The sequence below is a fragment of the Saccharospirillum sp. HFRX-2 genome (genome assembly GCF_043196805.1).
Lineage (GTDB): Bacteria > Pseudomonadota > Gammaproteobacteria > Pseudomonadales > Natronospirillaceae > Saccharospirillum.
The window spans coordinates 1-23,879 of sequence record NZ_JBEBMU010000002.1 but is presented as its reverse complement, the minus strand read 5'-3'; the positions used below and the strand labels follow the sequence as shown (position 1 = coordinate 23,879).

Here is a 23,879-nt window from a genome sequence, read left to right as displayed (position 1 = left end):
TGTCACAATACGTAAAGATCTCGCCCTCCCGGGCCCTGGCGGCTGGTCAGCATGTCTTCAGCGGTATTTAAATCGACATTACTTCAGCATTTGTCATTTCGCTTGGCACGTACTGGCGTCATCCTGGCCTTGGTTGTCAGTCTGGTTACCTCTGGTTTCCAGGTATTTCTTGATTATCAGGACGAACAAAGCTCGCTGAATGATTCCATTGAGCGAGTCATGAATGCCTCGCGTTTTGCCGCCTCCCGTGCCGTTCATACGCTCGATTACAACCTGGCCAGTGAAGTGGTTGACGGTATGTTCGTCTATGACTTCGTCAATTCCGTCGCCATTGTCGATGAACTGGGCAATCCGCTGTCGCAACGCCGCGCCGATGTTTCCAATCGACGCACTCACTGGTACGAACCCTTTATCGGTAATCCGACGCGGCAATTGGAAACCCGCTTGGAAACCGACGCCATGGGCAGCGATGTCTATGGCGTGTTGCGTATGGAACTCGATATGGTGCTGGCCTATGAGAGTTTCGTCGATCGGGCGGTGTCGACGCTGATTCTGGGTGTGGCCAAAAATTTTGTGCTCATTCTATTGTTTCTGGCGCTGTTTTATCGCCTGGTTACCCACCCGGTTAATCAGTTGTCCACCTCGCTCGACGCCATTGATCCAAAGAACCCGGCAGGACGACGGCTACCGGTTCCCAAGGGCCACGAAGAGGACGAAATTGGTCAGTTGACCACCAACATCAACCTGCACCTGAACAGCGTCGAACAACTGATTCGCGACAACAGTGTCGCCCGCCATGAAGTGGAAGAGTCGTACGACAATATGCGCCGGTTAATCGATAACCTGCCGCATATGATTTACGTCAAAGACGCCAGCGGTCATCTGGTTCTGGTCAACAAAGCCTATGCCCGCGCCTTCCAGCAAAGCGTCGAACAACTGACCGGCCAACATCAGTCGGCGCTGTTAAATAGGTATGAAGAAAAATCACGTGAACTGTTGCAGGAGGCCGACGCCAAAGTGCTGACTGAGCAGCACAGTCTGTTTATTCCGGAATTTGAATGGGTCGATCCGGCGGGTAATTACACCGCCTTGGAGCTGCGAATTCTGCCCTTGGAATTTCGTGGTGAACCGGCCATTTTGTCGGTCGGCGTCGACATCTCCGAGCGCAAGCGCAACCAGGCGCGCATGCAACACATGGCCTATCACGATCCGCTGACCGACCTGCCCAATCGGCATTTGTTTCTTGACCGACTCGATCAGTCGCTGCGCCGCGCCAGTCGCTCTAATCAGTTGGGCGCCTTGATCTTTATCGATCTGGATAACTTTAAAGACATCAATGATTCACTCGGCCATGGCGCCGGCGACAGCGTGTTGCGTCAGGCGGCAATGCGTTTGTCCGAAGTGGTTCGTGGCGAAGACACCGTCGCCCGTCTCGGTGGTGACGAATTCGTGGTCTGCCTGGCCGACCTGGGCACCAACGCCGCCGAAGTCAGTCAATTGGCCGGGCACCGGGCTGAGGCTTTACGTGCTGTTCTGGCGACGCCCTTTGTGATCAATGGCAATCGTCTGACGGTCACTGCCAGCCTGGGTATTGCTTTGTTCCCGGACGGCGAGGTCACCGCTTCCGATCTGCTGCGCAATGCTGATACGGCCATGTATCAGGCGAAGTCGCGCGGCAAAGACACCGCCATTTTGTTCGAGCAATCCATGGCCGAGGCCACCGCTTTCCGGCTGACCATGGAAAACGATTTGCGCCGGGCATTGAACAACGAAGAGTTTTTCTTAACCTTCCAACCCCAGGTGGATTCCAGCAACGACCGCATTATTGGCGCCGAAGTGTTAATGCGCTGGCAACACCCGGAACGCGGCATTGTCTCGCCGGTGGAATTTATTCCCGTGCTGGAAAGCATGGGATTAATCGTCCGGGTTGGGGAATGGACTTTGCGCACCGCCTGCGGCATTTTGCGCGACTGGATGGATCGAGGTTTGTGGACGCGCGATCAAGTTATGGGTATCAACATCAGTCCGCAACAGTTCAGCCAACCGGAATTTTTCAATCAGGTTCGCAAAGCCATCGATGACAGCGGCATACCCCCGCAATGCATCGACCTGGAAATCACCGAAGGCATGGTGATCCACGAAGTTGAAGAAACCATCGTGCGCATGCATCAGATTCGCGACTACGGTGTGACCTTCTCGATTGATGATTTTGGCACCGGCTATTCCAGCCTGTCGTATCTGAAACGCCTGCCACTGGATGTGCTCAAGGTTGATCAGTCCTTCGTGCGCGACATCAATACCGACACCAACGATGCCGCCATTGTCGAAACCATTCTGGCCATGGCGCGTCACCTGAACTTGCAGACCATTGCCGAGGGCGTTGAAACCAGCGATCAGTTAAACTTCCTCGAATCTAAAGGCTGCTCGCGTTATCAGGGTTATCTGTTCGCACCTCCGCTGCGGCAGGAGGAGTTCGAACAGTTACTGAACCGCCAACACAGCCTCAATGAAATTCTCTAAATCTGCGACCGATTCAGCCGAACCGGTCCACTCTCAAAACGAGCCACTATTGTGACCTTCAGTGTTAAGGAAATGTTTTACACCCTCCAGGGCGAAGGCGCTCAAGCCGGGCGTCCTGCGGTCTTTTGTCGTTTTACCGGCTGCAACCTGTGGAGCGGCCGCGACCAGGACAGAGCCAGCGCCGTCTGCACGTTTTGCGATACCGACTTTTTAGGTACCGATGGTCCCGGCGGCGGGCGTTTTGCCGATGCCCAGGCACTGAGTCAGGCCATTGTTGACTTGTGGCCAGAACAAGGCGGCGGCAAACCCTATGTAGTCTTTACCGGTGGCGAACCCAGTTTGCAGCTAACCGAAGAACTGATTGAGCGACTGCACCAAGCGGACTTCGAATGCGCCATCGAAACCAATGGCACCCGACCAATACCAGCCAATCTCGATTGGATTTGCGTCAGTCCCAAAGGCAACAGCGAGGTGATCATCGAGCGCTGCGACGAACTGAAACTGGTCTACCCCCAGCCCGAAGCACCACCGGAACGCTTTGCTGATATCGAAGCGCATTTTCGGTTTCTCAGCCCGCTGAATCCGTTTGATGCCGCGATGATTGCCCCGGCGCAGCAATCCTCAACCCGGGCGGCTATCGACTATTGTCTAGCCCACCCGCAATGGCGCTTAACGGTACAGATGCACAAGGTCGTCAATATCGCCTGATATCGAGGCTGCAGCCGGTTTCCGGGCCAACCATCATTCACCGTGTGAATACTGTTCATAAAAGCCCTTTACTTAACTTTTGTACTAGAATTCACTAAACTTCCGCGCCATTCAGCCAGTCCCGGTTGCGTAATGCCCACCCAACTGACGACACCTTTGGCGTAGCCACCCACCGTTTGGAGAGAGTTATCGTGTTAGAAGCTTACCGACAAGACGCGCAAGCGCGCGAGGCCCAGGGAATCCCTGCCAAGCCGCTCAATGCCGAGCAAGTGACCGAACTGGTGGAGTTGCTGAAAAACCCACCGGCCGGTGAAGAAGCCTTTGTTAAAGACCTGCTGGTCAACCGTGTGCCGCCGGGTGTGGACGAAGCAGCCTATGTAAAAGCGGCTTTCCTGTCGGCTGTCGCCAAAGGCGAAGCTCAGTCTCCGCTGATCGATAAAAAAGAAGCCACTCAACTGCTCGGTACCATGCAGGGTGGTTACAACATCGAAACCCTGGTTGGTTTGCTCAAAGACAGCGAACTGGCCGATGTCGCCGCCGAAGAACTCAAGCACACTCTGCTGGTGTTCGATGCGTTCCACGATGTCGACGAACTGGCCAAAGCCGGTAACAGCGCTGCCAAGGCAGTGATGCAATCCTGGGCCGATGCCGAGTGGTTCCTGAATAAAAAAGAAGTGCCTGAAAAAATCACCCTGACCGTGTTCAAAGTCACCGGTGAAACCAACACCGATGACTTGTCTCCGGCTCAGGATGCCTGGTCGCGTCCGGACATTCCGCTGCACGCCCTGGCCATGTACAAGATGAAGCGCGATGGTCTGAACCCGGATAAAGACGGCGAAATCGGCCCGATCCAACAGATCGAAAAGCTCAAAGAAAAAGGCCACCCGGTGGCGCTGGTGGGCGATGTTGTCGGTACCGGCTCGTCGCGTAAATCCGCGACCAACTCCGTGCTGTGGCACACCGGTGACGACATGCCGTTCGTGCCGAACAAGCGCACTGGCGGTTATGTACTGGGCAGCAAAATCGCTCCGATCTTCTTCAACACCATGGAAGATGCAGGCGCACTGCCAATCGAAGTCGACGTCGACAAGCTGGAAATGGGCGATGTCATCGACCTCTACCCGTTCGCAGGCAAGGTTGAGCGCAACGGCGAAGTGGTTGCCGAATTCGAATTGAAAACTCAGGTACTGCTCGACGAAGTTCGCGCCGGCGGCCGTATCCCGCTGATCATTGGCCGTGGTCTGACCGACCGCGCCCGTGAAGCTATGGGCCTGGAGCCAAGCACGGTCTTCCGTCGTCCTGGCGATGTCGCCGCCAGCGACAAAGGCTTCACTCTGGCGCAAAAGATGGTCGGTAAAGCCTGTGGCGTTGCCGGGGTTCGCCCGAACCAATACTGCGAACCGAAGATGACCACCGTTGGCTCTCAGGACACTACCGGTCCTATGACCCGTGACGAACTCAAAGACCTGGCTTGCCTGGGCTTCTCATCCGATCTGGTGATGCAGTCGTTCTGTCACACCGCGGCTTATCCGAAACCGGTTGATATCGAAACCCAGCACACCCTGCCCGACTTCATCAAAAACCGTGGCGGTGTGTCTTTGCGTCCGGGTGACGGCATCATTCACTCCTGGCTGAACCGCATGTTGCTGCCCGATACCGTCGGTACCGGTGGCGACTCCCACACCCGTTTCCCGATGGGCATTTCCTTCCCTGCCGGTTCCGGTCTGGTTGCCTTCGCGGCGGCCACTGGCGTGATGCCATTGGATATGCCGGAATCGGTTCTGGTGCGTTTCAAAGGTAAGCGTCAACCGGGCATCACCCTGCGTGATCTGGTGCATGCGATTCCTTACTACGCCATCCAGCAAGGCGAGCTGACCGTTGAGAAGAAAGGTAAGAAGAACGTCTTCTCTGGCCGCATCCTGGAAATCGAAGGTCTGGAAGACCTGACCGTGGAGCAGGCGTTCGAACTGTCGGACGCTTCTGCTGAACGTTCTGCGGCCGGTTGCACCATCACCCTGTCAGAAGACTCGGTCGGTGAATACCTGCGCTCCAACATCGTCATGCTGCGCTGGATGATCGCCAACGGTTATGGCGATGCTCGTACCCTGGAACGCCGCGCCAAAGCGATGGAAGAATGGCTGGAAAGCCCGAACCTGATGCGCGCCGATGCCGATGCGGAATACCACACCATCATCGAAATCGACCTGGAAGACATCAAAGAGCCGATCCTGTGCGCCCCGAACGATCCGGACGATGCGCGTAAACTGTCTGAAGTTGCTGGCAGCAAGATCGACGAAGTGTTCATCGGTTCGTGCATGACCAACATCGGTCACTTCCGCGCCGCCGGTAAACTGCTGGATGCACACAAAGCGCCGATCGCCACACGTCTGTGGGTGTCTCCGCCGACCAAGATGGACCAGGCTCAGTTGATGGAAGAAGGCTACTACAACATCTTCGGCCGTGCCGGTGCACGCACCGAGATGCCAGGCTGCTCACTGTGCATGGGTAACCAGGCGCGGGTAGCTGCCAAGTCGACGGTAGTGTCCACCTCCACCCGGAACTTCCCGAACCGTCTGGGTGATGGCGCTGACGTCTACCTGGCTTCTGCCGAACTGGCTGCGGTCTCTGCGCTGTACGGCAAGCTGCCGACACCTGAGGAGTACCTGAAAATCGCCGCTGAAATCGACAGCATGGCCAGCGATGTTTATCGCTACCTGAACTTCGACCGCATGGACGAATTCGTCAAAGCGGCCGATTCAGTGATCGCCACCTCCGCCGCTTAATTAAGCTGGCCGGAACTCAAAAAACCCGCTTCGGCGGGTTTTTTTATGGCTGATGAAAAGCTTCGAGCAGAACTACAGGGAATGGAAAAACAGGACAATGGACGTTCAATAAACGGCTACTGTTCGCAAGGATGGATAGCAGAGCTCAGCGCTGACACCTTCGCTAAAGCCAAGGCTGTCACTCCTGACTGCTGTAACGGTTGTCGGTTGCTCACCGACGTTATTCTTAGCGGCTGATAAGACGACTCAAACCAATCAGACCTGCCGACGTGCCAGGAACAACACATAACGCCCCAGATCGCGATACGGCGCCTGCTCACACAAACTCCGCTCCATCGCCAAGACGTCCTCTTCGCTATACCAGGACAGCACTGTCGGCTCGGTCAGATCGCTAAAGGTACGAATTCCCGCTTGAGAGATAACGGTATAACCACCCTCTTCCAACTGCTCGCGCACCGCCGTTGGGTCCAGCGGCGAAATGGGCGTCAAACCTTGGCCATCGCCACCGAGTTGATCGTCACGCACCTTCGCCAGAGTGCCGCGCATCAGGTTACGCAGCGCCAGCATATGGCGGTTATAGACCATCACGCCGAGCACTCCGCCTGGCTTCACCCATTGCATCACCCGGCGCAAGGCATCTTTGGGTTCTTCCAGCCACTCCAGCACAGCGTGCAGCGTTACCAGGTCGTAGTTCTGAGCAGGTTCAAAATCCAACACCGACGCCTGCTCAACCTGGCAGCGCCCGGCATGGATGGCATCAGAAAACTCCGCCTGCACCCGCGCCACCATCTCAGCCGACACATCGAAATAATCGACCCGGTGCCCGCCGGCCAAAAACCAGGCGGTCATCTGCCCCAAGCCGCCACCGGCATCGAGCACTTGCATTGGCTGTTGTAAGTCGGCCTGCAAATGCTGTGCATAGAGCTCAGTCAACAACGCCTGGCGCAGACGACCTTTCATGCCACCGTAGATTTGCTCGGCAAAACGCTCGACCAGACCATCAAAGCTGACATAAGACATAGCGCGGTTTCCTGGCTCGGTAGTTCGGGCCGGCATTCTACTCTGCCGCTTCACTGCGCCCAACACCTGGGCTGTATTGACAGCCAGCGGAGCCAACGCCGACACTAGCGCTCTGCCCCATATTTTGGATGTTGAATTGAGCCGACGCCTGCGCCGACTAGCCTTCAAACTCAGCCTGATCGCCTGGCTGGGATTGATTGCCGTACCCGCGGTTAACGCCCAGGGTGGCGGCGACAACGGCATCTGGATACGCGTCTGCCTGGGAACCGGTTCGTCCTGGGTGCAACTATCGCTCGACGACAACGACCACCGCAGCACCCAAAACAACCACTGCCCCTGCACCCAAAACACCCTCGACACGGCCTGGCAACCGATTATTTCGACCAGGCCACCGCTGCTCACCAGCGCCACCCAGCTTGCTTTGGTCGCCGATCCAAAACCGGCGCCCAAGCTACCTTATTTCAGCCGCGCACCGCCTGCCTTCACTGCTGACGTCTAATTAAAAAACAGAATCCATCGGCTTCAATCGAATGAAGTCGAATTCAACATTTATTGTCAGGAGTCGATATGAACCGCTTTGTTTTTGCACTGATCACTGCCGCCGCCGTTATCGCCAGCCCCATGAGCTGGGCACACGGTTACCACCTGGGCTCGCTCAATATTGAGCATCCCTGGTCACGCGCCACACCGCCGGGCACGCCGACTGGCGGCGGTTTTATGACCATCCACAATGAAGGCGACGAAGCCGATGTCTTGCTCGGCGGCCATTCCGATTTCACCCAGAGCATCAGCGTGCATCAAACCAAGATGGACGACGGCACCATGAGAATGATGCCGCAACACGACGGCCTGGAAATTCCCGCTGGTGGCTCAGTCACTCTGGAACCGGGCAGTTACCACCTGATGCTAATGGGCTTGCAAGCGCCGTTGGTTGAAGGTGAACGCCGTACCATCACACTGGAATTCGAGAAGGCTGGATCTATTGAGGTTGATTTGGCGGTCGATGCGATTGGCGCCATGCCGGAACACAATCACTGAGTCTTCCGGCCTGACTGAAGTCATCCGAATGCCGACCCCAGTGGTCGGCATTTTTTATCTCGGCAGACTCAATGAAACAGGTGCTGCGTCATCGGCCAAATCGCTGTCCAGGCGAGCTTTCGGCTTGGGCTTATAAAACATCACCAGGTTACCGGTCAGAATTAACGCCACGCCCAAGGCGGCTGTCAGCGTCCATTGATAGCCCTCCAGCAGAGTCGACAGCGTCATCGCCACCAAGGGTGCCATAACCGTAACGTAAGCCGCCGAACCGGCACCGACACGACCAATCAATAAAAAGTAAGTCGCAAAACCCAGGATCGAACCAAAGACGGCCAAATACACTAAGGCCAGCCCATACACTGGCCGCGGATCCCAGGCAAAACCGGTTCCGGTCACAACCATCGCCAGCAACAGCAGCAATGCGCCATAACTCATCGCATACGCATTGGTCGACAACACATCCAGCCCCTGGCGCTGGTGACGCGCACTGATCATATTGCCCAGAGAGAAACCGTAGGTACCGATCAAGGTCAGGCCAGCACCGAGCATCACCCCGGTCGATAGCGTCTGCGCCAGCAAGTCCTGCCAGAACAAAGCCACCATTCCCAGCAAGCCGCAGACATTGGCGAGCGCCAGGCGCCGGGTAATGCGATGACCAAAAAACACCACCCCATTGAGCGCATTAAAGAGTGTCGCCATCGAAAACAACACCGACTCCAAACCACTGCTGATCCATCGACTGGCGGTATAGAAACACAGGAAGTTCACACAGAACACGCAGGCACCCTGTAACACGCAAAACAGATGATCTTTCACGGCGATGGTGCGCAGGCGTCGCGTTAACAACAGGAAAATCAGCAACAGAACAGCCGCCAAGGCAAACCGATAAAACACCGACACCACCACCGGTACCGGACCCGATTGCATGGCAATAGCCAGCCAGGTTGATCCCCAAATAAACACTGATGCGACGAATAACAGCGCGTTCATTCACAAGCTCCACCAAACCATGTAGCCTCAGTATCGGAGTGGATGGCAAGTAAGGCTGTCATATCTCAGCGCTGGTTTTGCATATTCTTGCGCTTTTTTGCGGGCCGCCATGATAGACCGCTTGGCGGCTGGCACGGCCAGCGCCTATCATGGGACATCAGGACAGAAGCCACGCAGAGTACGGAGGTAGGCAGATGTCGCCCCCCTACCAAATGCTGCAACGGCTACAGCAACACAAGAACCAACTGCTCGACCTTCTCGACCTCGACAACGGCGTCAGCCTGGCATCCTGGGCCAATAACGACGATCTGGTTGTGATCCAGCCAACCGGCCACCACACCCTCAGCCTGTACCTGAACCACGGCGAGCGAACCTACCTCAAAACCCCGCATGGCTGGCGCGATGGCGGCGGACCCGATCGACTCTGTCTGATGCCCAAAGACTACAGCAGCACCTGGAATGTGCTCGATTCGTTCGAATTTATGCACTGCTATTTCAGCGATGCACACCTGCGCCGCCAGGCCGAACAAACCTGGGATAAAAGCCCGACCGGTTTGAGCATTGATGAACACATCTTTGCCGACGACGCCAAAATCAGCAGCATCTACCGCCACTATTTGACCAGCCTGGACTGGCACGATAACGCCAATCACCTGCTGCTCAGCAGCGCCACCAGCTTGTTACTCAATCACTTGGTGCGCCACTACACCCAATTCCGCTGGCAGCCTGTCACTGTAAAAGGCGGACTGGCGCCGCATCAGCTCAGCCGGGTCAAGGCGTACATCGACAGCCATCTGGACCAAGCACTGACCATCAACGAACTGGCCAACCAAGCCCAGCTAAGCGACTACCATTTCGCCCGGATGTTCAAACACAGCACCGGCCAAAGCCCGCATCAATATGTGCTGCAACAACGCTTAGAGCGCGCGCAACACCTGCTGAAGCACAGCTCAGTATCGCTCACTGATATCGCACAACAATGCGGATTCAGTTCATCCAGCCACTTTACGCATCGCTTCCGACAAGCCACCGGCGTCACCCCTTCTGCCTATCGAGTGCGTACTCATTAAGCGCCGCCTTGAGAGCTGCTTATTACCGCCAACCGCCATCACATTATTTCAGACACCTAAGCTCTAACCTGGCCCCCGATTTTTAACCAACTACCTCTTTAAGACAGAAAAGTTGCGCCCATTAATATACTGAGTATATATTTGTATTTAGTTTATATAGGTGCTTGATACATGAAAATTGATACTGCCTCATCCTCGACCAGCAAAAAGCCTGCCCCTAAATCCCTGACTGAGGCATGGCTGGCCCTGCTCGGCCTGTCCGCCGTCTTTCTCTTTGAGATGCTCGACAATTCCATATTAAACGTAGCGTTACCGGTTATCGGGCGGGAACTGGAGGCCTCCAACACGGCGCTGCAGTGGGTCACCGGTTCCTACGCCTTGGTTTTTGGCAGCTTAATGCTGCTGTTTGGTGCGGTGGCCGATCGAATTGGCCGACGCAAAGTGATGCTTATTGGTCTGACGTTATTAGCCATCGCCAGCCTGGCGACCGCCTTTGTCACCACCGCCACTCAGTTGATTGCCGTGCGCATCGCCACGGGTGTCGCCGCTGCGATGACCACGCCAGGGTCCATGGCGCTGGCATTTCGCCTATTCGACCAAGACCATCTTCGGGTTCGTGCCACTACCTTGATCTCTACCGTAGGGCTGGTCGGTTTAGCGCTGGGACCTTTTGCCGGTGGACTGGTATTAAGCGTTGCGCCCTGGCAGGTACTGCTATTAGTCAATGTTCCCATAGCGCTACTGGCATGGCTGGGAATACGCACTGGCATCGCCGCTGACCGGGCTGATGAACTGCACCAAGCCCCCATTGATATAGCAGGCGCCCTGCTCGGCACCTCGGCTATCGTCATGGCATTACTGACACCCACCCTGTTCGAACATCTGGGTTATCAACAATGGCTGCCCTGGTTTTGCGTCAGCGCTGCGCTGCTGTTGTTTGCTCTCTTTATCCAATGGGAACGTCGTGTGGCACATCCGCTGGTCGACCTTGCCCTGCTGGCCAATAAACTGGTTGCCAGCGGACTCGCCTTTAATGCGGCAGCGGGCATCTGTATGGCGGGTCTGGGCTATATGATCACGCTCCAACTCCAGCTTGACTGGAGCTGGAGCCCGGCTATGGCGGCATTGGGAATGCTGCCCTTGGTCGCGGTACTGTTACTGCTCAGCCCCTTCATAGAGCCGGTCGTCGACAAGCTCGGCATGGAGCTGTCAGCCAGCTTGAGTGCCAGCGCAGTGGTTGCCGGCTTAATCTGCTACGGCCTGCTCGGCCAACTGGGTTATGGCTGGATCGCCTTGTCGTTAATGCTGGTGGCGGCAGGTATGCGATTTGTCGGTGTGGTGGCTGGACTCAACATACTTCGAGGCCTGCCGGAAAACCGAACTTCCATCGGTGTCGCCTTGTCCGACACCGCCACCGAAGTATCGTCGGCATCCTCCATCGCTGTTGCCGGTACCATCATGGCGTTTTTGTTTGCCGGCAACCTGACGAGCAGCCATTGGAGTGCGCTGCAAACCCGGCAGTTTCATCACTCAATCGAACTGAGCTGTTTTATCCTAAGCAGTGTTGCTGCAGCCTTGGTCGCTTGGGGCATTTATCAAAGTCACAGTGGTAAAGCGGCTGCTCAAGCTCCATTACAGCAAGATGGCGTGCGCTGAAATACGATGACCGACGGGCCGAGTGATTCGGCTTGTCTTTGCTCAACCAATCTTTATGCTCGATACCGAATTGAACTGAGTACCAACGATAAAGCTTAGCGATATGGACAGACGAACCCGTAAACGACTTGCCAACCGACAAAACATCTCCGATGTCGCAACTCGCCTCTTTATCGAACGTGGCTTCGACAACGTCACCATCGACGAAATTGCCGAGGCCGCCGACGTGGGTCGCATGACGGTGTTCAACCATTTCCCACGCAAGGAAGATATGTTCTTCGACCGTAAAGGCGAAGGACTGGCGCTCTTTCAACAGGCGTTGGACGAAAAAGAATCCAGTACGCCACCACTCGAAGCCTTACACCAAATCATTCTTCGCCTTGCGCAGGAAGATCACCCAGCAACTCGCTTCAACGCTGACTCCCAGGCGTTCACTAACGCCATTCGCGCCAGCGAAACCCTGATGGCCAGCGTCCGGTTGATGCGCGATCAATTTGTGCAAACTCTGGCCGAGGCCATTGCAAAATCGATGGACCAAACCGAGCCGGACAGCAACATACATCTCGGCACCAGCCTGTTATTCAGCACCCTTAGCGTCGCCTATATCGAAGCACACAACAACTTCAGACAGCACCAAAATTCGGCGGAGGCCAAAGAGTTGTTTATCGAGGTAATGGAGAAAGGATTCCGAGGTATTAGAACCTCGCTGAAGGATACTGGATTGGTCTAGTAATATTGAATAACAACGCCAGCCGCATGGAATTGCCATTGGCCCATAACGCAAAAAGCCGATCTAACCGATCGGCTTTTTGCATTTGGTCAGACATGCAGGATTTGAATTGGGTCGGAGATAAACCCAGAAAACTGGAGCACAGCTATCATGCGGCTTTCAGCCTCATTAGCTATCCTGATATAGCTGGATTTGTCCCCAATTGGGGACACTTTCAGGGCACCTAAAGGCAGTAAATTAGAAAATAATTATTTTATTTTTTCTAATTAAGAATTTTTGAATTATTAAAATTTTTCTATCTATGTCTTCTGGTGTTCGAACAAAGCTGCTAGGTTAATTTGGCTGTCTAATTAAATGCATCAGGTGGTGTATTTAATGTCAGTAAAGGTCCTACTAAGGAGTACCTTTTTTTAAAAAAATGAAACAAAAGAAAGGAGTCAATACTATGAAAATTAACGTGATTAAATGTCTACTTTCCGTAGCAATGGCCGCAGGGATAAGCGCCACAACGCATGCTGAAGACGTCGCAGGTAGCCACCAGGTAATTACAGCGCAACCTGTAATTTCTGCTCAGAGTAGCCCTATCTTCACGGGTGTGAAGGTGAATGAAGAAATTCAATTGGGCAGCTCAGCTAGAGCACCGGCCCCACCTTTAACACTAGTGTCAGTTCTTGGGGTTTACTCCTCGAGCTGCGGCTGGGAATACCCACCTTCAGGTGCATTTTCTACTTCATGTAACCATGGTGGTTCCATTATGCGAGTTGCTGTCCTTGAGCTTGGCTATGGGTCAAACCGGGTAGCCTGGATGAATGGTAGTGTACTACCAAGCTCAGCGATGTATAACAGACAACCCGTTTGTTCGAATGTTTACGGTGAGTTAGATCTTGACTGTTCGCCTGGTCAAACTGTCGTTGGGTTTGTGAATTATTATAACTTAGACGGTGAAGTCGATGGACAGTTCCGGTTCCAAGATACTTCAACTAACTCTCCGTTCAACACAATGTCTGTAGAAATAAACATTCTTTAATTAGGTTTTATAAATTAAAGAATTAAAATAATAGGCCGGGAGACCGGCCTTTTTTTTATGCATGAACATCAATGCTTTTTTGGTATCTATCCATAACTTCTTTTGCGAGGTTCAAAAAATTAAGATTATTCTCATCATTACGCGATTTTGCGCCTTCGATCGCATCGTTAATCTTCTCAACGAAGTTAACTTTAGTTATGTCATCTGGGGTACTCTCGATCACCAGTTCACCTGTCTCTGTAATCCTAGCGTCCATAGCCATTAACATAAATGGCTCACTTTCCTCCACAGACATACGACCGGCTTTAAGCTCTACATTCATCCAGTCAAATAGCTCCTTCTTGGTCATACTTGTGAAGTCAACTTCGTTAGTGCTGTTATCATCAGGTCCGTTTGATTTAATGGTAGACAGCGTATCAGCAAAAGATGCCTGAGTTTTTGAATCATTATTTGCCACTTGTGGCCGTTGATTCATGTATTGATAACTCATTCCTGCGTCGACTCGCATTGGATTCCCTCCTTTCTACGATCATGGAGGTAATCGCGACGCAAGTATTGAGCCAGTTTAAGTGACCTTGCTGACTGTGGGATGAATGCCTAACGATCGATATTCACTAGAGCTTAGAAGGCCGGCAAAGTAATGCATTACGCAGCGGGATATGTAAAGCGGCAATTCTTTACCGGGCCATGGAAAATCATTGCCACATACCAAAAACTCTAGGCACGCAAGAACAGAATTGGCTCGGAGATAAACCCAGAAAACTGGAGCACAGATATAATGCGGCTTTCAGCCGCATTAGCTGTTCCTGATATAGCTAGATTTGTCCCCAATTGGGGACAAATTGGGGACGCTAACACTGGATATGGGTAGGTTGTGTGACTAAGGAAATCGTTCGGAAACTGGTTAAATATCTTAAATACGGCTTTCAGCCGCATTAGACGTTCCTGATAAAGCTGAATTTTTCCCAACTGGAGACGCATAAAGTCAACTTAAATCACTTTCTCTTTGACAAATTTACTAAGAAATTTTTAACCTCACCTTGGAAGACGTAATAGAAAATTGTCAGTGATTTGAAATAAACGGTCAGTAGGTTCTTCGCCCCTCTCTTTCATATGAAGCATTTCGCACAACAAAGAATCATTAAGTACCAGCATAAGCTTTCCACTTTCTCGCATTGCTCCTTGAATCATTTTTTGTGCATTACCATTCCCACCTGATCTAGAGAAGATAATGGCCACTTTTCGTAAACCATTTTCCAGTAAATATTTTTCTGTAGTAATTACCTGGCTTTGGGTGATTTTGTCCCTGTAGTTTTTAAACTCAAATACAACATACCTACTATTTAGATGATCAATCAAGAATTTCCAGAATTCAGTAACAGGTTTAATACGACAAACATAATCATATCTATTCAATCCATCATCGGTGCTTAATTGCTCATGCCAACCCTCTAAATCATTCGGGAAAAGATACTTTAGAATTTCAATACACACCTTCTCATACGACGGCCATCCTTTTATACCTTTAGGAGTTCCTTTCAACTTCTTACACAACTCCGTTCCTTTATAATCTGGAGGATCGACTCTACTAACAGATAGACCACGTGAAGTATTTTCAAGTTTTACTTCATAATCAAAAGAAATATGCTCTGGATAAGACTCAGACTCAGACTCAGACTCAGACTCCAATTCTAAAATCAAATCAAGTTCTTCAAGCAAATACGGATTGACTGCAGCGAGATTTCGAAGATTCGACCTATCCACTACTACAATACTATATTGATTTTCAACCATCATTTTGTATGTACGGGGAAGTATACTTGAAACGACTAGCATCCCTTTATCCATACCTTCATTTATTCCATTTTTAACTACTCTATTTGCCGCCGAATTTATCAATGAAGCTCGGGCTCGAGCAGACCTATAATACTTTACTTCAATTGCCCAGAGTTCATCTTCATACATGCCGGAAAAATCAAAGCCTTCATCACCTCTTATGGAGTTTCTCTTAATTTTGAAGTTATTTGCTGACAGAATTTTCTTAACCAATAACTCAAATTGCATCCATGTACTTTTTTTATTCGGCATTCTTTCCTCCTGAATAGACCCAGCTTTAAGTTTTGAATCCAAATTATTTATTTTGCATCCACAATTAGTGGTTACCGCTACAATACGGAATTGTCTTAAACAGTTGAAGACACCCCAAGCCTAGAGTACATTCACCCCGTCGTGGCAAATTCCACGACCGGGATTAGACCCCCGGATCATCACAAAGAGGACACACCGCCCTCTGGCGGTTTTTTTGTGTCCAATGGTTGGCCATAATGCCGCTGGCATTCTGTTATGGCGGGCCGTGCGGGGCGCCTTCGGGCGCGCCGGTTTCTTTGTGGCCGGTAGGTCTAACCCGCACGGTTCAATTCAACACAATCTAAGCAGTTGTTTTATACCCGGGTGTCGATGCTGCCGGACTGGATTTGGTACTTCTGAACCATCTCCGCTGCCGTTTCCAACAGGGCCAAAGTCCCATCATCGCCCAGTGACTTCGCACGTTCGATTCCGCCGCGGATTTTGTCGATAAAGTTATGCCGGGTGGTGTTATCAATCGTATTAGTGAGCTCACCATCAATGGGAATGCTCATCGCCATAAATATAAATGGCCTACTCTCGTCCAAAGTCATACGACCCGCCTTTACCTCACCATTCATCCAATCAACCAGTTCCTGGTTGGTCATATTGGTGAAATCCACCTTATTGAGTGGCTGGGCTTCATCAGTGCTTTCCTGTGCGCTGCTGCGCGCTTGAGTGGCCACTGGCGTTGGGTTGGACGTTGGTTGACGCTGTTGGATGTACGTTTGGCTGATCCCTGTATCGATTCGCATTGGCCTGGCTCCTTCACGCGGTCGAGTTAGACAGGGAATGAGCAACAGTTGGGCCAGCCTACATTTTCTAATTGACGGCCAGAGAGAACCTGCTTTCAGTGGCGCGCCACTTCTAATAAAGGAACAAAAAATGATTATGGCGCCGCGGAAACCTACCATTTAAGCGGCAAAGTTTTACCGGTAGGCAGGCTGTAGCCAGTCTTTAGTTCAGAGGTAATAAAGTCGTTTTTAGGTGTACTGGGATATGAAACGTCGAAACAGAAAAACGAGATAACGATATTGCAGGCTCAAAAACGCAAAAAGCCAACCTAAACGATCGGCTTTTTAAAATTTGGTCGGGCATGCAGGATTTGATCGGGCCGGCCATCCGGCTGCGGCTTGAGCCACCCCATTTTTTTAAGCTACCTAAAACGCAAAAAGCCGACCTAACCGGTCGGCTTTTTTAGAATTTGGTCGGGCATGCAGGATTTGAACCTGCGACCCTCGCCACCCCATGACGATGCGCTACCAGACTGCGCTAATGCCCGAAAACGTTGCGAATCATACGCTAAGCGATTGAAATATCAAGCGTTTTGAGAGTGCCGATCAGCCGTCGGAAAGCAGCTTCAGTACGGCTTGCAGCTCGTGGATCATATCCTGAATCAGTTCCTGGTGCTGTTTGACCAGAACGCTGTCCCCTTCCGGTTCGGTCAGCTTTTGCCGGGCGCCACCGATGGTATAGCCGTCTTCATAAAGGAGATTGCGGATCTGACGGATCAACACAACATCATCACGTTGGTAGTAACGGCGGTTACCGCGCCGCTTTACCGGACTGAGTTGCGGGAATTCCTGTTCCCAGTAGCGCAGTACGTGGGGTTTAACTGCGCACAGTTCGCTTACTTCGCCAATGGTAAAGTAACGCTTTCCTGGGATGGTAGGCAGTTCATTATTCTGGCTCGGTTCCAGCATAGGCCTCGACTTTCACCTTCAACTTCTGGCCGGGGCGAAAAGTGACGACCCTGCGTGCCGAAATGGGGATTTCCTCCCCGGTTTTCGGGTTGCGGCCTGGACGTTGCCGCTTGTCCCTGAGATCAAAATTACCAAAGCCGGACAGCTTGACCTGTTCGTTATTGACCAGACTATCGCGGATCTCTTCAAAGAAGACTTCCACCATGTCCTTGGCTTCGCGCTTGTTTAAGCCTAATTCTTCGTACAGCCGTTCAGCCATTTCCGCTTTGGTCAGGGCCATACTTAGCTCCTCAAGGTGGCATCGTACCTAGTCTGCAAAGTGGTAATGATGGAATCCATCAAACTGTTTATTTCTTCGTCAGTTAGAGTGCGCGAAGGATTCTGCCAGGTCAAGCCTAAGGCGACGCTTTTCCGTTGCGAATCAATACCTTTGCCACGGTAGATGTCGAATAAAGTCAGGCTTTCGAGGTCGTCACCGGCCTTTTCGCGAACGCTGTTCATCAGCTCGGCCACCGGGGTTTCTTCATCAACCACCACAGCCAGATCGCGAGTGGATGATGGGAAACGTGACAGCGCTTCAAAGGCTGGCAGTTCGGCTGGCAAGACTCGATCCAGACGCAGTTCGAACATAAAGGTCGGCTGCTTCAGGCCCAGTTCGCGCGCCAGGTTTGGATGCACGGCGCCAATGTAGCCAACCAGTTTGCCGTCGCGCTCAATACGCGCGCATTGACCCGGATGCAGTGCGGAATTCTGGCCGGAAAGGAACTCGAAGTTCGCTCCCTTGATCAAGCCCAGAACCTGCTCCAGGTCGCCTTTGATATCGAAGAAGTCGAGTGCTTCGTTATCGCTGTACCAGCCTTTGGGCCAACGACTGCCTGTTGCCACTCCGGCGAGCATGTTCAACTGCTCGGTACCATCCTTCGTCGCGCGGAAGCGCAATCCGGTTTCAAACAACCGCACTCTTTCCTGCTGACGATTGAGGTTATGGCTCAGTGCCTTTAGCAGTCCCGGCCACAATGACACCCGCATAACCGACATATCGGCAGAAATCGGGTTAGCCAGTTGGATGCCTCCCTCTTTAGGGAACATCTTCGCTTGCAGCTCTGGCTCAACGAAGCTGTAGGTAATGGCTTCCTGATAACCCAGGCTTGCCAGGCGGTCGACCAGCAGATCAACCGATGTCTGTTGCTCAGCACGGCCGCGCGGCGCCAAGGCGGCTTGTGGCACGGTAACCGGGAAGCGGTTGTAGCCGTAGATGCGGGCGATTTCTTCGACCAGATCGGAATCGATGGCCATATCAAAACGCCAGGTCGGCGCTTGCACCGTCCACTGACCACTCGCCTGCGAGCTTACGTCAAAACCCAGACCGCGCAGAATGCGTTCGATTTCGGCGTCATCGATCTTCATGCCCAGAGCCGTCGCCACGCGCTCAGCGGATAAGGCTATGGTTGCCGGCGCAGGAACTTTATCGGCGGCTTCTTTCACGACAACGGGACCCGGCTTGGCACCACAGATATCCATCAGCAAGGCGGTTGCACGCTCTACTGCTGCTTCTTGCAAACTGGGGTCAACACCACGTTCAAAGCGGTGACTGGCATCGGTATGCAAACCGTAGTTACGGGCGCGGCCAGCAATCTCAACCGGGGCGAAGAAAGCACTTTCCAGGAAAACGCGACGCGTTTCAGTGGACACACCACTTTGCTCACCACCCATGACACCGGCCATAGCCAGTGGACCATTGCCATCGGCGATCAGCAGTACATCCTCGGCCAGATCGATGGTTTGGCCATCGAGCAATTCGAGTTTTTCGCCGGCCTTGGCACGACGTACATCAATGCCGTCTTGCAGCCGGTCCAGGTCAAAGCCGTGCATTGGCTGACCCAGTTCCAGCATGACGTAGTTGGTAACATCAACCACCGGGTCGATAGACCGGACACCGCCACGGCGCAGGCGTTCGACCATCCACACCGGTGTTGCAGCGGCAACATTGACGTCGTTTAGAACGCGACCGACATAACGCGGGCAGCCCGTGGTATCACTTAAAGTAACCGGGAAGGTATCGTCGTGAACCGCAGCGATCGGCTGAATCTCCGGTGCATTAACAGCGGTGTCATTCAGTACGCCAACTTCACGCGCCAGGCCGGCAATACTCAGGCAGTCGGCGCGATTCGGTGTCAGATCCACTTCGATGGCCAGATCGTCCAAACCGAGATAAGCACGTAAGTCTTTACCCACTTCGGCCGCTTCGGGCAATTCCAGAATGCCGTCATGGCTCTCAGACAAGCCCAGCTCTTTTTCGCTGCACAGCATGCCCTGGCTTTCCACCTGGCGCAGTTTGGCTTTTTTGATTTTGAAGTCGCCCGGCAAGACAGCACCGACCTGAGCCAGTGCTACTTTGATGCCGGCGCGTGCATTGGGCGCTCCACAAACAACCGTAACGGTTTCATTTCCGGCATTAACCTGGCAAACCTGGAGTTTGTCGGCGTTAGGATGCGGCTCACAGCTGACGATTTCGGCAACCACGACGCCTTCAAAAGCTTCGGCAACCGCCTCGGCACCATCGACTTCCAAACCGGCCATGGTGATCTGATCCATCAGGGTCTGGGCATCAATCGCCGGGTTAACCCACTCGCGCAGCCACTGTTCGCTGAATTTCATATGCGTTAAATCCTATCGATGTTGTTCGGCCGGGCTAGGGAGCCTCTGAGTAATTCTCCCTGAGCTCTGCGCGAGCTAAAACGTTCTGCCACAAGGCCGCACTTCGCAGTGCAATGGCCTTAGCCCTTGTCAAGAAGTGCAACGCCGGGGCGGGACGTTTTAGCCGCGCCCTTTGGGGCTTTCCGAGGGACTTTGCCACTGCGTTAGACTCATTTGAAAGGTCTAGACATTCCTGCATGAGTCCGCCTTGTGGCAACGTCCCTCGGATAAGCCAGAGCCCCAGGGGAATTATTCAGAGGCTCCCTAATTAAACTGGCGCAAGAATTTGAGGTCGTTTTCGAAGAACAGGCGCAGATCGTTCACGCCATAGCGCAACATCGCCAGACGCTCTACGCCCATGCCAAAAGCGAAACCACTGTATTTTTTGGAATCAACGCCGGACGCTTCCAGTACCTTGGGATGCACCATGCCGCAGCCCATGATCTCGATCCAGCCGGTGCGACTGCACACCCGGCAACCTTCGCCACCACAGATGACACACTCGATGTCGACTTCGGCCGAAGGCTCAGTAAAGGGGAAATACGAAGGGCGGAAACGCACCGCCAGTTCTTTCTCGAAGAAGACGCGCAGAAACTCTTCCACCGTGCCTTTAAGGTCGGCAAAGCTGACGTCGGTATCGACCATCAGACCTTCCATTTGGTGGAACATCGGGGTGTGCGTTAAATCGGAGTCGCAGCGATAAACCCGGCCCGGACACACAATGCGAAACGGCGGCTCGCCATTTTCCATGGTCCGCACCTGAACGGGTGAAGTATGGGTCCGCAGCAGGGTACCAGCATCGAAATAGAAGGTATCGTGCATGGCCCGCGCCGGATGGTGCGACGGAATATTCAGCGCTTCGAAGTTGTGATAATCGTCTTCAATCTCCGGACCCACGGCGACATCGTAGCCAATGTTCACGAAGAAAGACTCCATACGACGCAGTGTCTGAGTCACCGGATGCAAGCCACCCATGGCCTGACGACGACCCGGCTGAGTCACATCGATTTTCTCTTCCGCCAAACGGGCACTCAGCGCCTGCTCATCCAGATGCGCTTTACGCGCGCTGATGGCATCGGCAACGGCCGTTTTGACTTCGTTGATCTTGGCGCCAGCGGCCGGGCGATCTTCAGGTGCCAGAGCGCCCAAGGATTTAAGCTGAGCCGTTACCTCACCTTTCTTGCCCAAAAAGCGCACACGCAGCTCATCCAACTCTTGTGGATTGGTGGCCTGTTGAACCGCTTCAAGTGCACGGTCGTGCAGTTGGGTCAGGGTATCCATGAACAGCTAAACTCCCGTCGAGACGCGCTGGAAAAAGCCCTCACTATAAGGATGGGGCTGAAATAAGCAACTGATTGATAAGGCAAAATTCTTCATCTGCCCGGTTTTTATACTGCCCGGAACAGCCTGTCCCAAAAGCTCTTTGGCAGTCGCTGTTTAGCAGGCAATTCAAATTTTGGTTTCGGTGAACAGAGTGTCGGCAAAGGCACGTTCACAGTAGTGACAACGCAACTGCAAAGTATCGCCTGCGAGCACAGCAAAACGACTCTCCACCGGCTCTACATGAGTGATGCAGTTAGCGTTCGGGCAGGCAAAGACGCCAACGAATGCCTCAGGCAGACCGATCGGGAATTTCCGCACTACGCGATAGTCTTCAATGATGTTGACCGTGGCCTTGGGAGCAAACAGCGCCAGCTCAGCCGCATCCTGCTCGGTAAAACGCCAGTCATCGACCTTGATCAGGTCTTTCATACCGCCGCCGTGACTGGGCAGGTTCAACCCCACCGTCAGGCGCGCTTCGGCATTCTTGAGCTGTAAACGGCCCAGAATCGTCAATCCTTTACCCGCAGGAATGTGATCGATCACCGTGCCATTTTGAATGGCTTCGACCAGCATCTTTTCACGACGCTGCTCACTCATACCGCACCTCCTGCCGGCTCCAGGACCTTTTCGTTCATCACCAGCGACAACAATGCCTGGCGTGCATAGACGCCATTTTCAGCCTGTTGGAAGTAATAAGCGTGATCGGTACGGTCAACCGCCGGATGGATTTCATCCACACGAGGTAAGGGATGCATCACCCTCATTCCCGGCTGTGCCGATTTCAGCATGTCCGGGCGCAATACAAACTGAGACGCCAGATGCATATATTCGGTAGGGTCGAAACGTTCTTTCTGGACTCGCGTCATGTAGAGAATATCGACCAACGGAATGACCTGATCGAGACTGTCGACATACTCAAAATCAATATTGGCCGCGTGCAGGCTGTCTTCAATATATGTCGGCATCGCCAGCGCCTTAGGCGCAACAAAGTAAAAACGCGGCTTGAAATGGCCCAGCGCTTGCGCCAGTGAATGCACCGTTCGTCCGTATTTGAGATCGCCCACCAACGCGACTGACAGCCCCGTCAGACGACCCTGGCATTCGGCGATGGAGAACAGATCCAGCAGCGTCTGGGTTGGATGCTGATTGGCACCATCACCGCCATTGATGACCGGCACATCGGCAACCTCGGCCGCCAGGCGGGCAGACCCTTCTCGCGGGTGTCGCATAATAATGGCATCGGCATAACCGGCAATCATGCGAATGCTGTCTGACAGCGTTTCGCCCTTCTTCGTCGAGGTATTACCGCTGTCGGAAAAACCAATCAGGGTGCCGCCTAAACGCTGGACAGCCGTTTCGAAAGACAGACGGGTTCGGGTGGAGGCTTCAAAGAAGCAACTGGCAATCAGTCGATCCTGCAGTAGAGGTTGCGGACCGGATTGCTTCAAAGCAGCTGCGCGTTCGACGATGAATTCGATATCGGCTTTGGATAGATCACCGATGGATACCACATCACGACCGAACAAAGGGTTGTTCATAGCGTAGCTCGGACAAGATTTGCGGCATTCTACCAGAATTGACGGGCGCGAATAGCGGCGTACAGCAATAGCGCTATGGCCTACTCTTTTTTCAGCGAAACGACCAGCCAAAAAATTCCCTGTGATGAGAGCCAGTTCAAAACGTCAAACTTTTGACTTTGGGCTGAGCTTGATAGATTGGATGGTGATCGCCGTTGCGATCAAGGACTGTCACAACGATAACCAGAAGGAAACTGAGCATGATCAAAACTATCCTCCTCTCACTGGGACTGACGCTGGCTGCACTGAACATCAACGCCCTCGCCGAAGAAAGCGGTTCAGATGCTGGTGCCGAAAGCGTTGTTATCTACGTCGACATCAACAACGACGGCGCTGTTAAAATGGCCGACTTGCTGGAAGGAGTCGGCCAATCGAAGGCCCAGGCCATTGTTGACTACCGCGAAGAGAACGGGCCTTTTATCGCCGCTGAAGACTTGCTGAACGTTAAGGGTATTGGACCAGCGACGCTGGAAAAGAATCGCAGTAAGATTCGAGTTGGCACGACGGAGTAATATTGTCGGGCACAAAAAAAGCAGCCTTGGGCTGCTTTTTTTGTTGTTTGGAGCGGGACTAAAGCCTGCGAAGGCTTTTGCGTGAGCGTAGCGAGCCCGGAAGGCAAGGCGATGCTGTGGCCGCAGCAAACGAGATGGATCTAGATTCCATGCACAAAAAAAGCAGCGCTAGGCTGCTTTTCATAATATGGAGCGGGAAACGAGATTCGAACTCGCGACCCCAACCTTGGCAAGGTTGTGCTCTACCACTGAGCTATTCCCGCAAAACTGGTTGTGCTTGACCCTCTATCGAGGTCGCGAGAACTCGCGAGGCTACGCGCCCCGCCCCAACCTTGGCAAGGTTGTGCTCTACCACTGAGCTATTCCCGCAGGGCGGGTTGTACCCTATTGAGTACTTCCGC

General features: G+C 53.1%; 21 protein-coding genes and 2 tRNA genes. 10 read left to right on the top strand and 13 right to left on the bottom strand.

Annotated elements, in window-relative coordinates:
• Positions 1-51 precede the first annotated feature (51 nt).
• From ABMA60_RS06645 to acnB, 3 genes are all read left to right on the top strand, one after another.
• Positions 52-2,520: a putative bifunctional diguanylate cyclase/phosphodiesterase gene (locus tag ABMA60_RS06645; RefSeq protein ID WP_392800517.1), complete on the top strand. Its 2,469-nt coding sequence runs from the start codon at positions 52-54 to the stop codon at positions 2,518-2,520.
• A 51-nt stretch (positions 2,521-2,571) separates the two neighbouring features.
• On the top strand, positions 2,572-3,228 hold the full coding sequence (gene queE, locus ABMA60_RS06640; RefSeq protein WP_392800514.1) for a 7-carboxy-7-deazaguanine synthase: 657 nt from the start codon (positions 2,572-2,574) through the stop codon (positions 3,226-3,228).
• Positions 3,229-3,419: 191 nt separating this feature from the next.
• A complete protein-coding gene (gene acnB, locus ABMA60_RS06635; RefSeq protein WP_392800511.1) occupies positions 3,420-6,011 on the top strand; it encodes a bifunctional aconitate hydratase 2/2-methylisocitrate dehydratase in 2,592 nt (863 codons plus the stop codon).
• Between the two features lie 255 nt (positions 6,012-6,266).
• On the opposite strand, the gene ABMA60_RS06630 is transcribed toward acnB, so the two are convergent.
• Positions 6,267-7,031 carry a methyltransferase domain-containing protein gene (locus ABMA60_RS06630; RefSeq protein WP_392800508.1) on the bottom strand — a complete coding sequence of 255 codons (765 nt, stop codon included), beginning with the start codon at positions 7,029-7,031 and terminating at the stop codon, positions 6,267-6,269.
• 136 nt (positions 7,032-7,167) lie between these two features.
• Between ABMA60_RS06630 and ABMA60_RS06625 the strand changes: the two genes are divergently transcribed.
• Positions 7,168-7,530 (top strand): hypothetical protein, encoded by a 363-nt coding sequence (locus ABMA60_RS06625; protein ID WP_392800506.1) that lies wholly within the window; start codon positions 7,168-7,170, stop codon positions 7,528-7,530.
• A 68-nt stretch (positions 7,531-7,598) separates the two neighbouring features.
• A complete protein-coding gene (locus tag ABMA60_RS06620; protein WP_392800503.1) occupies positions 7,599-8,069 on the top strand; it encodes a copper chaperone PCu(A)C in 471 nt (156 codons plus the stop codon).
• Positions 8,070-8,123: 54 nt separating this feature from the next.
• On the opposite strand, the gene ABMA60_RS06615 is transcribed toward ABMA60_RS06620, so the two are convergent.
• Positions 8,124-9,059 (bottom strand): DMT family transporter, encoded by a 936-nt coding sequence (locus tag ABMA60_RS06615; RefSeq protein ID WP_392800500.1) that lies wholly within the window; start codon positions 9,057-9,059, stop codon positions 8,124-8,126.
• A 194-nt stretch (positions 9,060-9,253) separates the two neighbouring features.
• Between ABMA60_RS06615 and ABMA60_RS06610 the strand changes: the two genes are divergently transcribed.
• The 4 genes from ABMA60_RS06610 to ABMA60_RS06595 all read left to right on the top strand — a co-directional run bounded on the left by ABMA60_RS06610 (position 9,254) and on the right by ABMA60_RS06595 (position 13,542).
• Positions 9,254-10,129: an AraC family transcriptional regulator gene (locus tag ABMA60_RS06610; protein WP_392800497.1), complete on the top strand. Its 876-nt coding sequence runs from the start codon at positions 9,254-9,256 to the stop codon at positions 10,127-10,129.
• A gap of 171 nt (positions 10,130-10,300) precedes the next feature.
• Positions 10,301-11,785, top strand: coding sequence for an MFS transporter (locus tag ABMA60_RS06605; protein WP_392800495.1), 1,485 nt, complete (start codon positions 10,301-10,303; stop codon positions 11,783-11,785).
• A 103-nt stretch (positions 11,786-11,888) separates the two neighbouring features.
• Positions 11,889-12,515: a TetR/AcrR family transcriptional regulator gene (locus ABMA60_RS06600; RefSeq protein WP_392800492.1), complete on the top strand. Its 627-nt coding sequence runs from the start codon at positions 11,889-11,891 to the stop codon at positions 12,513-12,515.
• Positions 12,516-12,960: 445 nt separating this feature from the next.
• A complete protein-coding gene (locus ABMA60_RS06595; RefSeq protein ID WP_392800489.1) occupies positions 12,961-13,542 on the top strand; it encodes a YolA family protein in 582 nt (193 codons plus the stop codon).
• Positions 13,543-13,597: 55 nt separating this feature from the next.
• On the opposite strand, the gene ABMA60_RS06590 is transcribed toward ABMA60_RS06595, so the two are convergent.
• The 10 genes from ABMA60_RS06590 to pyrB form a co-directional block, all read right to left on the bottom strand.
• The gene (locus tag ABMA60_RS06590; RefSeq protein WP_392800486.1) at positions 13,598-14,050 is read right to left on the bottom strand and encodes a hypothetical protein; all 453 of its coding nucleotides are present in this window, start codon (positions 14,048-14,050) and stop codon (positions 13,598-13,600) included.
• Positions 14,051-14,577: 527 nt separating this feature from the next.
• Positions 14,578-15,630, bottom strand: a complete 1,053-nt coding sequence (locus ABMA60_RS06585) for a restriction endonuclease (protein WP_392800483.1) — start codon at positions 15,628-15,630, stop codon at positions 14,578-14,580.
• 353 nt (positions 15,631-15,983) lie between these two features.
• Positions 15,984-16,421: a hypothetical protein gene (locus ABMA60_RS06580; RefSeq protein ID WP_392800481.1), complete on the bottom strand. Its 438-nt coding sequence runs from the start codon at positions 16,419-16,421 to the stop codon at positions 15,984-15,986.
• A 450-nt stretch (positions 16,422-16,871) separates the two neighbouring features.
• A tRNA-Pro gene (locus ABMA60_RS06575) sits at positions 16,872-16,948 on the bottom strand.
• 58 nt (positions 16,949-17,006) lie between these two features.
• On the bottom strand, positions 17,007-17,369 hold the full coding sequence (locus tag ABMA60_RS06570) for a MerR family transcriptional regulator (RefSeq protein ID WP_392800479.1): 363 nt from the start codon (positions 17,367-17,369) through the stop codon (positions 17,007-17,009).
• Positions 17,347-17,649 carry an integration host factor subunit alpha gene (gene ihfA / locus ABMA60_RS06565; protein ID WP_108165055.1) on the bottom strand — a complete coding sequence of 101 codons (303 nt, stop codon included), beginning with the start codon at positions 17,647-17,649 and terminating at the stop codon, positions 17,347-17,349. The genes ABMA60_RS06570 and ihfA overlap by 23 nt, the downstream gene beginning before the upstream one ends.
• A 2-nt stretch (positions 17,650-17,651) precedes the next feature.
• Positions 17,652-20,027: a phenylalanine--tRNA ligase subunit beta gene (gene pheT, locus ABMA60_RS06560; RefSeq protein WP_392800475.1), complete on the bottom strand. Its 2,376-nt coding sequence runs from the start codon at positions 20,025-20,027 to the stop codon at positions 17,652-17,654.
• 303 nt (positions 20,028-20,330) lie between these two features.
• A complete protein-coding gene (gene pheS / locus ABMA60_RS06555; protein ID WP_392800472.1) occupies positions 20,331-21,347 on the bottom strand; it encodes a phenylalanine--tRNA ligase subunit alpha in 1,017 nt (338 codons plus the stop codon).
• A 168-nt stretch (positions 21,348-21,515) separates the two neighbouring features.
• Positions 21,516-21,986, bottom strand: coding sequence for an aspartate carbamoyltransferase regulatory subunit (gene pyrI, locus ABMA60_RS06550; RefSeq protein ID WP_392800469.1), 471 nt, complete (start codon positions 21,984-21,986; stop codon positions 21,516-21,518).
• The gene (pyrB, locus tag ABMA60_RS06545) at positions 21,983-22,927 is read right to left on the bottom strand and encodes an aspartate carbamoyltransferase (RefSeq protein WP_392800466.1); all 945 of its coding nucleotides are present in this window, start codon (positions 22,925-22,927) and stop codon (positions 21,983-21,985) included. Before pyrB ends, pyrI begins: the two co-directional genes overlap by 4 nt.
• A 239-nt stretch (positions 22,928-23,166) precedes the next feature.
• Between pyrB and ABMA60_RS06540 the strand changes: the two genes are divergently transcribed.
• The gene (locus ABMA60_RS06540; RefSeq protein WP_392800464.1) at positions 23,167-23,478 is read left to right on the top strand and encodes a ComEA family DNA-binding protein; all 312 of its coding nucleotides are present in this window, start codon (positions 23,167-23,169) and stop codon (positions 23,476-23,478) included.
• Positions 23,479-23,666: 188 nt separating this feature from the next.
• On the opposite strand, the gene ABMA60_RS06535 is transcribed toward ABMA60_RS06540, so the two are convergent.
• Positions 23,667-23,741: transfer RNA gene (locus ABMA60_RS06535), tRNA-Gly, on the bottom strand.
• Positions 23,742-23,879: the final 138 nt, after the last annotated feature.